Here is a 14638-nt window from a genome sequence, read left to right on the forward strand (position 1 = left end):
CTACGGCTCGTCGTCCAAGGGCTGGAGCTCGTCGAGCAGCTGGGGCGGTTCGAGCGGCTGGCACGGCAGCAGCGGCTCGACCGGTTCGTCGGGCGGTCCGCCCGCGCCGGTTCCCGCACCGCCGATGATCTTCCTGTTCGGTGGCGCCGCCGCCGCCTTGGTCGCGCGCAAGCGCTTCGCCAAACAGACGACCGTTACCGCCTAAGGCGTATCTTTGTAGGGCGGGGTCAGGCCGGCGGGACCATCAGGTCCCGCCGGCCTTTCCTTTTCGCGCGCGGGTTGCGCAGCCCGCCCCGCCCCGCCATAGCCGCGTCGCCATGCACGACATCCGCCAGATCCGCGACAACCCGGAAGCTTTCGACGCAGGACTTGCCCGGCGCGGCCTGTCGCGGATGGCCACGGACTTACTCGCGCTCGATGAGAAAAGGCGCGCGGTGATCACCGAATTGCAGGCAGGTCAGACGCGCCGCAACGAAGCATCGAAAGCGATCGGCGCGGCTAAGGCCGCGAAGGACGAAGCGACCGCTCAGGCGCTGATGGCGGAAGTCGCCACGCTCAAGATGCGGATGCCGGAACTGGAGGAGGAGGAGCGGGCGGCGGAGGCGGCGCTCAACGATTCGCTTGCCGCAATCCCCAACCTCCCGCTCGCCGACGTGCCGCAGGGCGCGGACGAAGACGATAACGAACTCGTGGCCGAGCATGGCAAGCGTCCCGACTTCGCCTTCGCGGTTCGGGAGCATGACGAGATTGGCCCCCCGCTCGGTCTCGATTTCGAGACCGGCGCGATACTCGCCGGTGCGCGATTCACGCTGGTGCGCGGGGCGGCGGCGCGGCTCAACCGCGCGCTCGGCCAGTTCGGCCTCGACGTGCTGACGCGCGATCACGGTTATGAGGAAGTCGTCCCGCCGCTGATGGTCCGGGATGATGCAATGTTCGGCACCGGCCAGCTCCCCAAATTCGCCGAGGATCTGTTCCAGACCACCGACGGCCGCTGGCTGATCCCGACCAGCGAGGTCAGCCTGACCAACATCGTCCGCGAAAAGATCCTGAGCGGTGATGAACTTCCCTTGCGCTTTACCGCCCTCACCCCCTGCTTCCGTTCCGAGGCGGGCGCGGCGGGACGCGATACGCGCGGGTTCATCCGCCAGCACCAGTTCGAAAAGGCCGAAATGGTCTCGATCGTCGCGCCGGATCAGTCCGAGGCCGAGCACGAACGCATGACCGCCGCCGCCGAGGACGTGCTGACACGGCTCGGCCTGCCCTTCCGTCGGATGAAGCTGTGCACCGGCGACATGGGCTTCTCCGCCGCGCGCACGTACGACCTCGAAGTGTGGCTGCCCGGCCAGGGCCGCTATCGCGAGATTTCGAGTTGTTCGACCTGCACCGATTTCCAGGCGCGCCGCATGAATGCGCGCTATCGCGGCGAGGACGGCAAGCCCGCGTTCGTCCACACGCTCAACGGTTCGGGCCTCGTGGTCGGGCGGATGATGGTCGCGATCCTGGAGAATTATCAGCAGGAGGACGGATCGGTCGCGATTCCCGACGCGCTGCAACCCTATCTGCGCGGTCTCAACCGGCTGGAACCGGCCGCCTGATTGCCTCCCGCCTTGCCTGCGCTATGCTCCGCTAGCGGGGGTTGAACATGCGAGCGACCATGTCTGTAGTGTTGATGCTGGCGCTTACCGGCTGCATCCCCCCGGGACAGGATTATGGGCCGCCCGACGCGGGACAGCCGCAAACGGCTTACGATCCGCCGCCCGGCCGCGACGATCCGCAGGACGATTACGGCCGTCGTCCGATCGATGCCGATGTCCCCGCTCCGCCCGCTGCCCCGCCAGCCTGGGTCGCGCAGCCGGTCACGCCCGACGCGCGGACGATTCCCAACTCGACCTATGTCGTCCGGTCCGACGACACGCTGCGCGGCGTCGCGGAGCGGGTCGGCGCAAGCGCGGAAATCATCGCGGATGCCAACGGCCTGACCGCCCCGTTCACGCTCCGCCCCGGCCAGCGGCTGACGATTCCCGGCGGCCGCTATCACCTGATCCGCCCCGGCGAGTCGGGCATTGCGATCGCGCGCGCCTATGGCGTCAAATGGGCCGACATCGTCGCCGCCAACGATCTGGCCGAGCCTTACGTGCTGCGCTCCGGCCGCCGCATCCTCATCCCGGGCGGCACACCGCCGCAGACGCTTGCGGAGCGCGCCGCCGCGTTCAAGATCGACCTGGGTGACATCGCCACCGGCGGCGGCGAGCCTGCTATTCCCGAAGGTGGCCGCGCGCCCCGCGCCGCCAGCGTCGTACGCAAGCCGCTGCCACCCACCGTGCCGATCGCGACGCCCGGCCCGTTCAACGGCGCCTTCGTGTGGCCCGTCTCCACCGGCAACGTCGTCAAGCGGTTCGGCGCAGGCGACAGCGGGGAGCGCAACGACGGCATCAAGATCGCGGTGCCGCTCGGCACGCCGATCAAAGCGTCAGCGGACGGCGTGGTAATCTACACCGCCACCAACGTCCCAGGCCTCGGCGGGCTGGTGATGGTCAAGCATGGCGACGGCTGGACCAGCGTCTATGGTCATGCCAGCCGCATCCTCGTCCAGCGCGGCCAGGCGGTGAAACGCGGCCAATCGCTCGGGCTGTCGGGGGCGACGGGCTTCGCCGACCGGCCCGAGTTGCACTTCGAGCTGCGCAAGGGGCGTGTCCCGGTCGATCCGCTGAGCGAGTTGCCGAGGCGGTAGTGCGAATGCTACCGGCGCGCGCATCATGACCTACCAATCCGATCTGCTCCGCCTGCTCGACGAGCGCGGCTACATTCATCAGATGACCGACGCGGCGGGGCTCGATGCACTCGCCGCCCAGCAGATCGTGCCCGGCTATATCGGCTTCGATCCAACCGCGCCGTCGCTCCATGTCGGCAGCCTGGTGCAGATCATGCTGCTGCGCCGGTTGCAGCAGTCGGGGCACAAGCCGATCGTGCTGATGGGAGGCGGTACCGGCAAGGTCGGCGATCCGAGCTTCAAGGACGAAGCGCGCAAGCTGATGACGGTCGAGACGATCAACGCGAACATCGCTTCGCTGAAGACCGTATTCGCGAAGTTTCTTAAATTCGGCGACGGTCCGACCGATGCGGTGATGGTCGACAATGCGGAGTGGCTCGACAAGCTCGAATACCTGCCGTTTCTACGCGACATCGGGCAGTATTTCTCGATCAACCGGATGCTCGGGTTCGACTCGGTCAAGCTCCGGCTCGACCGCGAGCAATCACTGTCGTTCCTCGAATTCAACTATATGATCCTTCAGGGCTACGACTTCCTGGAACTGTCGCGGCGGATGGGATGCCGGCTGCAGATGGGCGGGTCGGACCAGTGGGGGAATATCGTCAACGGCATCGACCTCGCGCGCCGCGCCGACGGGACCGAGGTGTTCGCCGTGACGACGCCGCTGATCACGACCGCGGACGGCGGCAAGATGGGGAAGACCGCGGCGGGCGCCGTGTGGCTCAACGAGGATGCGCTGCCAGCCTATGACTATTGGCAGTTCTGGCGGAACACCGACGACCGCGACGTGGGCAAGTTCCTGCGGCTGTTCACCGATTTGCCGCTCGACGAGATAGCCCGGCTGGAGGCGCTGGAAGGCGCGGAGATCAACCAGGCCAAGATCGTGCTCGCCAACGAAGCTACCGCGATGTGCCGGGGGGCGGATGCCGCGACGCTGGCGGCAGATACCGCGCGCAGGACTTTCGAGGAGGGTGCGAGCGGCGATGCGTTGCCGACGCTCGCCGTTAGCGGGTCGGTGGGTATCGTCGATGCGCTGGTCGGTTTGGGCTTCTGCGCATCGAAGGGAGAGGCGCGGCGGTTGATCGCGGGCGGCGGCGCTCGAGTCGACGGCGAGAAGGTCGCGGACGAAACGCTCGTCATTGAAATGGACGGAAATCCGGTCCGCTTGTCGGCGGGCAAGAAGCATCACGGGCTGCTGACGCCTAATTAAAGCATCGTTAACGCCCGTTAAATACGTTCCTTTTCAAGCTTTTCACACGCGAGTTCCTAGCGTGGCGGCGGAACAGGGATGACGATACCGATGGCCGCAGCCGCAATGGCCTTTACCGACAGACGCGACGTCCCGCGCGACGAGGTGGATTATCGCGCGCGGGCCTATGGCGCCGATGCGCAGCCGCTGTCGTTGCAGGTCGTCAACATGTCGGCACAGGGCCTGATGGCGCGAATCGTCGGCGACCGCCCGGTCGGCGAACGGCTGCGCATCACCTTGCCGGTGGTCGGCGCGATCGGCGCCGAAGTGCGCTGGTCGCTCGGCGGTCGGATCGGGTGCGAGCTCGACCGGCCAATCGGGATGGCGGAATATTACGAACTGCTCGCCGCGCTGCTGAAGGGCGTGCGCTAACCCGAGCGGAGAAGCTGCACCCCGGCATCGCGCTCGAACAGATAGAGCGCAATCCGCGCCGCCTGGCCTCGTGGCCCCGCCAGCCCGCCATCACGATCGATCAGGAGGCGCGCGTCGTCATTGGCGATGGGCAGCAGCTCGTTGAGCTGCTCCGGCGTCGCGATCCGGAACCCCTGCTCGCCCGATTGCCGGGTGCCGAGCATCTCCCCCGCGCCGCGCAGCCGCAGATCCTCCTCGGCGATGCGGAAGCCGTCATTGGTCTCGCGCATCAGCGCCAGCCGCGCGCGCGACGTCTCGCTCAGAGTTCCACCGCGGATCAGCAGGCAGATCGACTTTCCGCTTCCCCGCCCCACGCGTCCGCGCAGCTGGTGGAGTTGCGCCAGTCCGAAGCGGTCGGCATGCTCGATGACGATCAGGGTCGCATTGGGCACGTCGACACCGACCTCGATCACTGTCGTGGCGACCAGCACGCCGAGCCGCCCGCTCGCGAACGCGGCCATCACCGAATCCTTCTCGGTGGGCTTCATGCGGCCGTGGACCAGCCCGATGCGGTCGCCGAACCGCGCCTGCAGGGCCGCGGCGCGCGCTTCGGCGGCGGCGAGGTCGGACTTTTCCGACTCCTCGACCAGCGGGCACACCCAATACGCCTGCCCGTCGGCCTCGAGATGCCGACCGATCCCCTCCACCACCTCGCCCAGCCGATCCTCCGACACCACGCGAGTCTCAATTGGCTGGCGGCCCGGCGGCATTTCGTCGAGCCGGCTGACGTCCATTTCGCCATATTGCGCGAGCGTCAACGTGCGCGGAATCGGCGTCGCGGTCATCGCCAGCAGGTGCGGCGCGTTGCCCTTGTCCTGCAGCAGCATGCGTTGCGCGACGCCGAAACGATGCTGCTCGTCCACGACGACTAACCCGAGATCCTTGTAAGTCACCGCTTCCTGGAAAATCGCGTGCGTGCCGACCAGAATGTCGATCGACCCATCGGCGAGCCCCATCAGCGTCGATTCGCGTACTCGCCCCTTATCGCGGCCGGTCAGCACCGCGACGTTTACTGGCAAGCTTGCGAGCATCCGCTGCAACGTTTCGAAATGCTGCCGCGCGAGGATTTCGGTCGGGGCCAGAAACGCACCCTGCGCCCCCGCCTCTACCGCGATCAGCAGCGCCATCGTCGCGACCAACGTCTTGCCCGATCCGACATCTCCCTGGAGCAGCCGCAGCATCGGTGAGGATTGCGCCAGGTCACCCTCGATCTCGCGAATCGTCCGCGCCTGCGCGCCCGTCGGCGCATAGGGCAGCTTGAGCATATCCCGCAGCCGCCTGTCGCTCGCCAGCGCCTTGCCCCGCCGCGCTCGCGACGACGCGCGGACCAGCATGAAGGCGAGCTGGTTGGCGAACAGTTCGTCATAGGCGAGCCGCTCGCGCGCCTTGGCGTCCGCCGGGTCGGCATGCGCGCGCGCCAGCGAATCGCGCCAATCAGGCCATTGGTGCCGCGATTTCAGTCCCGGCTCGATCCATTCGGGCAAATCGGGCGCGCGATCGATCGCCTGATGCGCGAAATCGCCCAGGCGGCGCGAGCTCAGCCCTTCGGACAGCGGATAAATCGCCTCGCGCTCGCGAAACCCCTCCCCAGCGTCGATCAGATCGGGGTGGATGATCTGGAGCTCCTGCCCATACATCTCCAGCTTGCCCGACATCCGCTTCGGCTCGTTGAGCGGCAACAGCTTCCGCACCCAGCCCGACGATCCTCCGAAATAGATCAGGCTGACGTAGTTGCCATGCCCGTCGATCGCGTGGACGCGCATCGGCCCGCGCGGGCTGCTGCTGGTCCTGTAGTCAACCGGCGTCAGCGTGATCGCGATCGTCCGCCCGGCATCCGCCATATCGAGTTCGTCGCGTGGGACTCGATCGATGAATCCGGTCGGCAGGTGGAACGCGACATCGACCACGCGGTGCAGCCCGAGCTTGTCGAGCGGCTTGGCCAGCCCCGGCCCGACGCCCTTCAGCGCGGTGACTTCGGCAAACAGCGGGTTGAGGATGTCGGGGCGCATAGCTATCTGAAACCGACCCTAGCCCCAGCCGACTGCGCCGAAAAGCGCCGCCGGCCAATTGCCGTTGGAACTCCGCATGGACCGCGACATTCGCCTCAAACGCCTGCGCTTTCGTTCGTGGCATCGCGGCACCAAGGAAGCCGACCTGATGATCGGGGGATTCTTCGACCGTCACGGGGCGAGCTGGGACGCGGCGCAGCTCGACTGGTTCGAGGCGCTGCTGGAGGAACAGGACGTCGACATCATGGCCTGGGCGATGGGCACTCTTCCCTGTCCCGAGCGGTGGGAGGGGGCCATGATGGCTCAGATGCGCGCGCTCGATTTCGTTCCGATAGCCGCGAAGCCCGCATGACCGACCCGCGTAAAATTCTATCCGCGACGCAGCCGCTGACGCTGGCGGGCGTCCCGGCGGGATTCCTGCCGGTGCTGCTGGCGGATCTCGCGCGCGCGGCGCCGGCGCGGACGGTATTGATCGCGCCCGACGACGCGGAGATGCGCAGCGTCGCCTCGACGATAGGCTATTTTGCGCCGGAGATCGAGGTGATCGCATATCCCGCGTGGGACTGCCTGCCCTACGACCGCGCGAGTCCGACGCTGCGGATCATGGCCGAGCGGCTTGCGGCGCTGCACCGGCTGCAAGCCAAGCCAAAGGGGCCGCAACTGCTCGTCACGACCGCCAACGCCGCGACGCAGCGCACGCTGACGCCGTTCCGCGTGCGGCAACTGGTCGCGCGGCTGGCGCCCGGCGAGCGGATCGGGCGCGACAAGCTGGCGGCGTTGCTGTCGGCCAACGGCTATGTCCGCACCGACACGGTCCACGACCAGGGCGAGTTCGCGGTGCGCGGCGGGCTAGTCGACCTGTTCCCGAGCGGCGAGGAACAGGCGCTGCGGCTCGATTTCTTCGGCGACGAGATCGAGAGCGTGCGCACGTTCGATCCGAGCGATCAGCGCACGACCGGGCGGATCGATGGTTTTACGTTGCTGCCCGCGTCGGAGGCGCTGCTCGATGACGACTCGATCAAGCGGTTCCGCGCGCGCTATCGCGAGACGTTCGGCGCAACCGCGACCGGCGATCCGCTCTATCAGGCAATCAGCGAAGGCCGCCGCCTAGCCGGGATGGAGCATTGGCTGCCGTTGTTCGAGGAGCGGCTGGAGACGCTGTTCGATCATATCGGCGACGACGCGCTGGTCGTGTGCGAGGCTGGGGTCACCGCGGCTGCCGAGCAGCGGTTCGAGGCGGTCACCGATTATCACGCCAATCGCGTCAAGGCGCAGTCGGGCGATCCGGGCAGCTATCGCCCCCTGCCCGCCAACGCTTTGTACCTCACCGCCGACGATTGGTCCGCCAAGCTCGCGACAGCGAAGGCGCACCTGGCCACGCCGTTCCATGAACCCGAAAGCGCTACCGTTATCGACTTCGACGTCGACGGTCCCCGCGACTTCGCGCCCGAACGCGCGAGCGGCGTCAACATTTACGAGGCCGTCGTCGAGCACCTCGACAAGCTGCGCAAAGACAAGAAGAAACTGATTCTCGCCAGCTATTCCGCCGGGTCGCGCGAGCGGCTCGCGGGGTTGCTGCGCGATCACGACCTGACCGGTGCCGTGCTGGTCGACACCTGGCAGGAGGCGCTCGGCGCGGCGGATCGCGGTGTCGCGCTGACGATCCTGTCGCTCGACCACGGTTTCTCCGCTCCGGACATCGCGTTGCTGACCGAGCAGGATATGCTCGGCGACCGCCTGGTCCGCCGCAACCGGCGCAAGAAATCGGCCGACGCCTTCCTCGCCGAACTCGCTACGCTGTCGCCCGGCGATCTCGTCGTCCACGCCGATCACGGCATCGGCCGCTACGAAGGGCTGACCCAGATCCCGGTGCAAAAGGCGCCGCACGATTGCGTCGCGCTGACCTATGCCGGCGGCGACAAGCTCTACGTCCCGGTCGAGAATCTCGAAGTCCTGAGCCGCTACGGGTCGGACGAAGGCGGCACGCTCGACAAGCTGGGCGGCGAGGCGTGGCAGCGGCGCAAGAGCCGCATGAAGGAGCGCATCCGCGAGATCGCCGGCGAGCTGATCGCGACCGCGGCGGAGCGCGCGCTCCACCCTGGCGACGTCATCACGCCCGACGAGGCAGGCTATCCGGCGTTCGTCGACCGCTTCCCCTATGAGGAAACCGACGACCAGGATCGCGCGATCGACGACGTGCTCGGCGATTTGTCGGCGGGCAAGCCGATGGACCGGCTGGTCGTCGGCGACGTCGGCTTCGGCAAGACCGAGGTCGCGCTGCGCGCCGCGTTCGCCGCCGCGATGGCGGGCAAGCAGGTCGCGATCGTGTGCCCCACCACGCTGCTCGCGCGCCAGCATTACAACAATTTCGTCACGCGGTTCGAAGGCTTCCCGATCAGGATTGGCCGCCTTTCGCGCCTCGTCGGCACCGCCGAGGCGAAAGCGACGCGCGAGGGCCTCGCCGACGGCACGACCGACCTCGTCGTCGGCACGCACGCGATCCTTGCGAAACAGGTCGAGTTCAAGCGGCTCGGCCTCGTCGTGGTCGATGAGGAGCAGCGCTTCGGCGTCACGCACAAGGAACGCCTCAAGACGCTGCGCGCCGACGTCCATGTCCTCACGCTGACCGCGACGCCGATCCCGCGCACCTTGCAGATGGCGATGTCGGGCATTCGCGAACTGTCGGTGATCCAGACCCCGCCGGTAGATCGCCTGGCGGTGCGCACCTACGTCATGCCCTGGGACCCGGTCGTGCTGCGCGAAGCGTTGCTGCGCGAACATTATCGCGGCGGGCAAAGCTTCGTCGTGACGCCGCGCATCAAGGATCTGCCCGATATCGAAGCCTTCCTGCGCGAGCAGGTGCCCGAAGTCCGCTACGTCGTCGCGCACGGCCAGATGGGCGCGGGCGAAGTCGAGGAGCGGATGTCCGCCTTCTACGACAAGAAATTCGAGGTACTGGTTTCGACCACCATCGTTGAATCGGGCCTCGACATCCCCAGCGCCAACACGATGATCGTCCACCGCGCCGACATGTTCGGCCTTGCCCAGCTCTACCAGCTGCGTGGGCGCGTCGGCCGGTCGAAGACGCGCGCCTATGCCTATATGACGACGCCGCCCAACCGCATCGTCACGGAGACCGCCGACAAGCGCCTGAAGGTGCTGAGCGACCTCGACACGATCGGCGCGGGGTTCCAGCTGGCGAGCTACGACCTCGACATTCGAGGTGCCGGCAATCTGCTCGGCGACGAGCAGTCGGGGCATATCCGCGAGGTCGGCTACGAACTCTACCAGTCCATGCTCGAGGAGGCGATCATGGAGGCGAAGGCGGGCGGCATAGCAACGCGTCCGCGCGATTTCAGCCCCCAGATCACTGTCGATGCGCCAATCATGATCCCGGAGGATTACGTCCCCGACCTCGACCTGCGCATGGGCCTCTATCGCCGCCTCAACGACCTCGACGAACAAGACAGCATCGAGGCGTTCGCCGCCGAACTGATCGATCGTTTCGGCCCGTTGCCGGAGGCGACCGCGAACCTGATCAAGCTGATCGAGGTGAAGCTCAACGCCAAGACGGCGTGCGTCGCCAAGATCGACCTCGGGCCGAAGGGCGCATTGGTCAGCTTCCACGACGACAAGCCGCCGAATGTTGAGGGGCTGCTCGCTTATGTCGACCGGCTTAAGGGGGTCGCCAAACTCCGTCCCGACAGCAAACTCGTCATCGCCCGCGAATGGGCCGATCCGCAGGCCCGGTTGAACGGCGCGCTGCAATTGTCGAAGGGGCTGGCCAAGGCCGCGCTATAATCCAATATAAGCATGGGTCGACAACGGCTTATCGGTAACCCCTGCTTTACCCGAGGGGCGTAGGATGGGGACGGGAGGCGCCGATGAACAAGACCGTCCGATTCCAGCGCTGGCGTTTGCTGAGCGCCGCGACGCGTCGGCTCGGCGAGGCGGGTTCGCTCGACGGGATCCTCGAAATCCTGCGCATCAGCGCACGCGCGATCCTGCAATCCGACGGCGTTGCGGTGGTGCGCCGCGAAGGCGACATGGTCCATTATGTCGGCGAGGACGCGATCGCGCCGTTATGGTCGGGCCAGCGCTTCCCGATCGCGACCTGTATTTCCGGAATCTCGATGCTCGAACGGCGGATGGTGGTTATCCCGGACATTCGCGTCGATCCGCACGTGCCGCTCAACGCCTATCTGTCGACGTTCGTCGCCAGCATGGCGATGGCGCCGATCGGCCACGGAGCGCCCGTGGCCGCTATTGGCGCCTATTGGCGGACGACCGCCCCGATCGAGGAGGATGCGCTGACCTTGCTCGACATGCTGGCGCGGGGCGCAAGCGCACAGCTCGAACGGATCGCCGACGAACGGCTCCTGTCGCGCATCGCTTCCTAGCTGCCGGCCAGTTCAGCCAACGCGGCGCTGGACAAGGGCGCGGCACAAAGGAAACCCTGGAATATATCCGCGCCCGCCTCGGCCAGCAGATCGCGCTGGCGTTGGGTTTCGACCCCCTCGACGATGACCGTCAGTCCCAACGCGCGCGCGATCGCGATCACACCCTTCACCACCACTTGGCCGCGCAGCGACCCGTCAATGTCGTGCGTCAGCCGAGCGTCGAGCTTGACCACGTCGGCCGGCAGTTCCTTGAGATACGCCAGACTAGAATAGCCCGTCCCGAAATCGTCGAGCGCGACGCGACATCCGCCCGACCGAAGCGCGTCGAGCACCGCGGCGGCCTTGGCCAGATCGGCGATGAGGTCATGCTCGGTCACTTCGATCGTCAGCCGCGACGCCGGAAAGCCGTGCTGCGCCATCCGCGCGAGCAGCACCTCGGCAAACCCCGATCGGGCGAGATCACGCCCCGTGACGTTGATCGACAGCCGCAAATTGCCGAGCGCAGCGGGCCACGCCGCCGCATCGGCCAGCGCCACATCATGGATTTCGTCGGATACCGCCGCGATCAGCTCCGCGCGCTTGGCCGCGGCGAACAGCCGTTCCGCCCCCACCTCGTCCCTGCCCGGCCGACGCCAGCGCGCCAGCGCCTCGGCGCCGACGATCGCGCCGCTCGCCATCGACACTTGCGGCTGGAACAGCACGACGATTTCGCCACCGCCCAGCGCTGGGGGTAAATGGTCCGAGAGTCGCCGGCCGCGCGGCGTCCCCTGTTCGTTGGTTTGTCGCCCCGCTGGTCGATGCATCGTCTGTCCTTACGCACCGCGCCCTGTTCGGCCAAGCACTTGTGCGTTTGCGTCGCACCGCCTAGCTCTCGCCTCACGATGGCGTCCCAATCCGCCCTGATCGGCAACCCATTGAAAGATGGGCACGGCCGCACGATCAGCTATCTGCGCGTGTCCGTGACGGACCGCTGCGACTTGCGCTGCCGCTATTGCATGGCGGAGAAGATGACCTTCCTGCCGCGGAACGCGCTGCTCGCGCTGGAAGAAATCGCCATCATCGCCGAACGCTTCATCGCGCGCAGCGTTACCAAGATCAGGCTGAGCGGCGGCGAGCCGCTGGTGCGGCGCGACGTGATTGATCTCGCGCGGCGATTGGGCCGGCATATCGGGTACGGGCTCGACGAACTGACGATGACGACCAACGGCACGCGGCTCGCGGAACATGCGGAGGCGCTGCATGCCGCCGGGATGCGCCGCCTCAACGTCAGCCTCGACAGCCGTGATCCCGACCGATTCCGCTATATCACGCGGCACGGCGATGTGGGCCAAGTCCTCGACGGGATCGCGGCGGCGAAATCTGCCGGGCTGGCGGTCAAGATCAACATGGTCGCGCTGAAGGGCCTTAATGCCAACGAGATTGCCCCGATGCTCGCCTGGTGTGTCGAGCAGGGCCACGACCTCAGCTTGATCGAGACCATGCCGCTGGGAGCGATCGACGAGGATCGCGCCGATCGTTTCCTGCCACTGACCGATGTGTTCGCCGACCTGTCGGAAGCGTTCGGTCTGACTCGCGATACGCACGACAGCGGTGGCCCGGCGCGCTATTGGCGAGTGGGCGCGAGCGGCACGCGGCTGGGCCTGATTTCCCCGCTGACCGCCAATTTCTGCGACGGCTGCAATCGCGTGCGGCTGACCACCGAGGGCCGGCTATACTCGTGCCTCGGCCATGACGATCAGGTCGATCTGAAGGTCGCCCTGCGCGAGGGCGGAGTCGCGGGCCTCGACGCCGCGATCGACCGCGCCGTCGCGATCAAGCCCGCCCGCCACGATTTCCGCGTCGCCGCTGGCGCGGCGCCCACCGTCGCGCGCCATATGAGCGTCACCGGCGGATGATCGGCGCCTGCACTCATGGCCGGCAATGGTCGAGATCGCCCGGGAAAGGCCGCCGGCGAGGAGCGCAGCGCAGTCGCGTAGCCGGCGCTACGCGCAAGCAAGCGACGAAGACCGGTGGGCTTTCCCGGGCCGCGAAGCGGCGGGCGGAATTTCGCACCGGGACGTCGTCGCTCGTCGGTCACGATGCATTTGGCATCGCTCCCTCCTTGCTCCTTGCCCAGCACGAAATTCCGCTCCGTCTCGACCGTTGCCGGCCATGAGTGCAGGCCCCAAACGCGCCCTGGTCGTCTCGCCGACCGCCCAAGCCCAAACCGCTAAGCGCGAGTTGCGCGGCGCCTATGACTGGGTGCCGGTCGAGGAGGCGGAGTTGATCGTCGCGCTCGGCGGCGACGGTTTCATGCTTCAGACGCTCCACGCGATGCTCGAGCGGCGCGGCGATCCGGTGCCGGTGTTCGGCATGAACCTCGGCACGGTCGGCTTCCTGATGAACGAATGGCGCGGCGACGGGCTGGACGCACGTCTGGAACGCGCCAAGTCTTTCAAGGTCACGCCCTTGCAGATGACCGCCCGCACTGTCTCGGGCGAAAGCTTCGTGTTGCCAGCGATCAACGAAGTGTCGCTGCTCCGCGAAACCCGCCAGACGGCAAAGCTCGAAGTGACGGTCAACGACCGCATCGTCCTGCCCGAACTGGCGTGCGACGGCATCCTGGCCGCGACGCCCGCGGGATCGACCGCCTACAACCTGTCCGCCAACGGCCCGATCCTGCCGCTAGGATCGGGGATGATCGCGCTGACCGCGATCTCGGCGTTTCGCCCCCGGCGCTGGCGCGGCGCTGTCCTGCCCGAAAAGGCGCGTATCACGCTCAAGGTGCTCGAACCCGCCAAGCGGCCGGTCTCCGCCGTGGCCGACCAGCGCGAAGTGCGCGACGTCGCACAAGTCGACATCGCGATCGACCGCACGCGCGAACTGACCTTGCTGTTCGACCCCGAACATGCGCTCGACGACCGCATCACGATGGAGCAGTTCGCCTCATAGCTTTGGGGTTGCATCGCGAAGTCGGGCGTTTATAGAGCGCCCCTCAACGCTATTCCCTGATAGCTCAGCGGTAGAGCTCTCGACTGTTAATCGAGCGGCCGTAGGTTCGAATCCTACTCAGGGAGCCAGCGGCGCGACCGTCGGCGGCGTCGCCACCTCCCGCGACAAAATGTGACAATTTATTTCCGGCCTCGGGCGGGAGCCAAGCCGTTCATCCTGCGTTCCACCTATCCGCGATAGGATGGATCGTTTAGAACCATCGGCGAACGGAGACTTGTTTATGGCGTTTTCATTCCGCCGCACCTCGGCCCTGGGCCTGATCGCGGCTTCGACGCTGGCACTCGCCGGCTGTATTTCCGAAACCACATATCGCCCGGCCACGGGCACCGGCTTCGCTCGCGAGGGGTTCAGCGATCGACAGATCGAAGCCAACCGCTTCGTCGTCAGCTTCGCCGGCAACACCGTGACCAGCCGCGACACCGTCGAGAAATACCTCCTGTTCCGCGCGGCGGAGATCACCGTCCAGAACGGCTATGATTATTTCGTCACGGCCGATCGCGACATCGACAAGAAGGAGCGGACCTATACGACGCCCAGCTTCGGCGGCGGCTACGGCTTCGGCTATGGCGGCTGGGGCCCGCGCTGGCGCTATTACGGGCGCGGTTATGGCTGGCGCTCGTGGGATCCGTTCTGGGGCGATCCGTTCTTCGACCGCACCGTCGATATTAATACGGTCGAAAAATACGAAGCCACGGCAGAGATCGTGATGGGCAAGGGTCCGAAGCCCGCGGGCAACGTCCGCGCGTTCGACGCCCGCGCGGTGATGTCCAACATCGGCCCGTCGGTGGTGCTGCCGAAATAAGCGGCG

The 14638-nt window shown here is 66.8% G+C and carries 13 protein-coding genes and 1 tRNA gene; 11 read left to right on the top strand and 3 right to left on the bottom strand.

Annotation, left to right across the window (positions count from 1 at the left end):
* Complete coding sequence (locus J0J06_RS05605) at nucleotides 1-183, bottom strand: hypothetical protein (RefSeq protein WP_294040338.1); 183 nt, start codon at nucleotides 181-183, stop codon at nucleotides 1-3.
* 134 nt (nucleotides 184-317) lie between these two features.
* Here J0J06_RS05605 and serS point away from each other — a divergent pair, with 134 nt between their 5' ends.
* From serS to J0J06_RS05625, 4 genes are all read left to right on the top strand, one after another.
* Nucleotides 318-1595, top strand: coding sequence for a serine--tRNA ligase (gene serS / locus J0J06_RS05610; RefSeq protein WP_294040339.1), 1278 nt, complete (start codon nucleotides 318-320; stop codon nucleotides 1593-1595).
* Between the two features lie 59 nt (nucleotides 1596-1654).
* The gene (locus J0J06_RS05615; protein ID WP_294040340.1) at nucleotides 1655-2731 is read left to right on the top strand and encodes a M23 family metallopeptidase; all 1077 of its coding nucleotides are present in this window, start codon (nucleotides 1655-1657) and stop codon (nucleotides 2729-2731) included.
* A gap of 25 nt (nucleotides 2732-2756) precedes the next feature.
* The gene (tyrS, locus tag J0J06_RS05620; RefSeq protein ID WP_294040341.1) at nucleotides 2757-3980 is read left to right on the top strand and encodes a tyrosine--tRNA ligase; all 1224 of its coding nucleotides are present in this window, start codon (nucleotides 2757-2759) and stop codon (nucleotides 3978-3980) included.
* Nucleotides 3981-4058: 78 nt separating this feature from the next.
* A complete protein-coding gene (locus J0J06_RS05625) occupies nucleotides 4059-4391 on the top strand; it encodes a PilZ domain-containing protein (protein WP_294040342.1) in 333 nt (110 codons plus the stop codon).
* On the opposite strand, the gene recG is transcribed toward J0J06_RS05625, so the two are convergent.
* Nucleotides 4388-6439: an ATP-dependent DNA helicase RecG gene (gene recG / locus J0J06_RS05630; protein WP_294040343.1), complete on the bottom strand. Its 2052-nt coding sequence runs from the start codon at nucleotides 6437-6439 to the stop codon at nucleotides 4388-4390. The two genes, J0J06_RS05625 and recG, sit on opposite strands and share 4 nt — an antisense overlap.
* Nucleotides 6440-6515: 76 nt before the next feature.
* Here recG and J0J06_RS05635 point away from each other — a divergent pair, with 76 nt between their 5' ends.
* The 3 genes from J0J06_RS05635 to J0J06_RS05645 all read left to right on the top strand — a co-directional run bounded on the left by J0J06_RS05635 (nucleotide 6516) and on the right by J0J06_RS05645 (nucleotide 10839).
* Nucleotides 6516-6791, top strand: a complete 276-nt coding sequence (locus tag J0J06_RS05635; RefSeq protein WP_294040344.1) for a succinate dehydrogenase assembly factor 2 — start codon at nucleotides 6516-6518, stop codon at nucleotides 6789-6791.
* Nucleotides 6788-10240 (top strand): transcription-repair coupling factor, encoded by a 3453-nt coding sequence (mfd, locus tag J0J06_RS05640; RefSeq protein ID WP_294040345.1) that lies wholly within the window; start codon nucleotides 6788-6790, stop codon nucleotides 10238-10240. The genes J0J06_RS05635 and mfd overlap by 4 nt, the downstream gene beginning before the upstream one ends.
* 83 nt (nucleotides 10241-10323) lie before the next feature.
* The gene (locus J0J06_RS05645) at nucleotides 10324-10839 is read left to right on the top strand and encodes a GAF domain-containing protein (RefSeq protein WP_294040346.1); all 516 of its coding nucleotides are present in this window, start codon (nucleotides 10324-10326) and stop codon (nucleotides 10837-10839) included.
* On the opposite strand, the gene J0J06_RS05650 is transcribed toward J0J06_RS05645, so the two are convergent.
* Nucleotides 10836-11642 (bottom strand): EAL domain-containing protein, encoded by an 807-nt coding sequence (locus J0J06_RS05650; RefSeq protein WP_294040347.1) that lies wholly within the window; start codon nucleotides 11640-11642, stop codon nucleotides 10836-10838. The genes J0J06_RS05645 and J0J06_RS05650 overlap by 4 nt on opposite strands.
* A gap of 78 nt (nucleotides 11643-11720) precedes the next feature.
* Here J0J06_RS05650 and moaA point away from each other — a divergent pair, with 78 nt between their 5' ends.
* From moaA to J0J06_RS05670, 4 genes are all read left to right on the top strand, one after another.
* On the top strand, nucleotides 11721-12734 hold the full coding sequence (gene moaA / locus J0J06_RS05655; protein ID WP_294040348.1) for a GTP 3',8-cyclase MoaA: 1014 nt from the start codon (nucleotides 11721-11723) through the stop codon (nucleotides 12732-12734).
* A 256-nt stretch (nucleotides 12735-12990) separates the two neighbouring features.
* Nucleotides 12991-13770 carry an NAD kinase gene (locus tag J0J06_RS05660; RefSeq protein ID WP_294040349.1) on the top strand — a complete coding sequence of 260 codons (780 nt, stop codon included), beginning with the start codon at nucleotides 12991-12993 and terminating at the stop codon, nucleotides 13768-13770.
* Between the two features lie 53 nt (nucleotides 13771-13823).
* A tRNA-Asn gene (locus J0J06_RS05665) sits at nucleotides 13824-13898 on the top strand.
* 152 nt (nucleotides 13899-14050) lie between these two features.
* Nucleotides 14051-14632, top strand: a complete 582-nt coding sequence (locus J0J06_RS05670; RefSeq protein ID WP_294040350.1) for a hypothetical protein — start codon at nucleotides 14051-14053, stop codon at nucleotides 14630-14632.
* The last annotated feature ends 6 nt before the right edge of the window (nucleotides 14633-14638 follow it).

The sequence above is a fragment of the Sphingomonas sp. genome, assembly GCF_017304615.1.
Taxonomy (GTDB): domain Bacteria; phylum Pseudomonadota; class Alphaproteobacteria; order Sphingomonadales; family Sphingomonadaceae; genus Sphingomonas.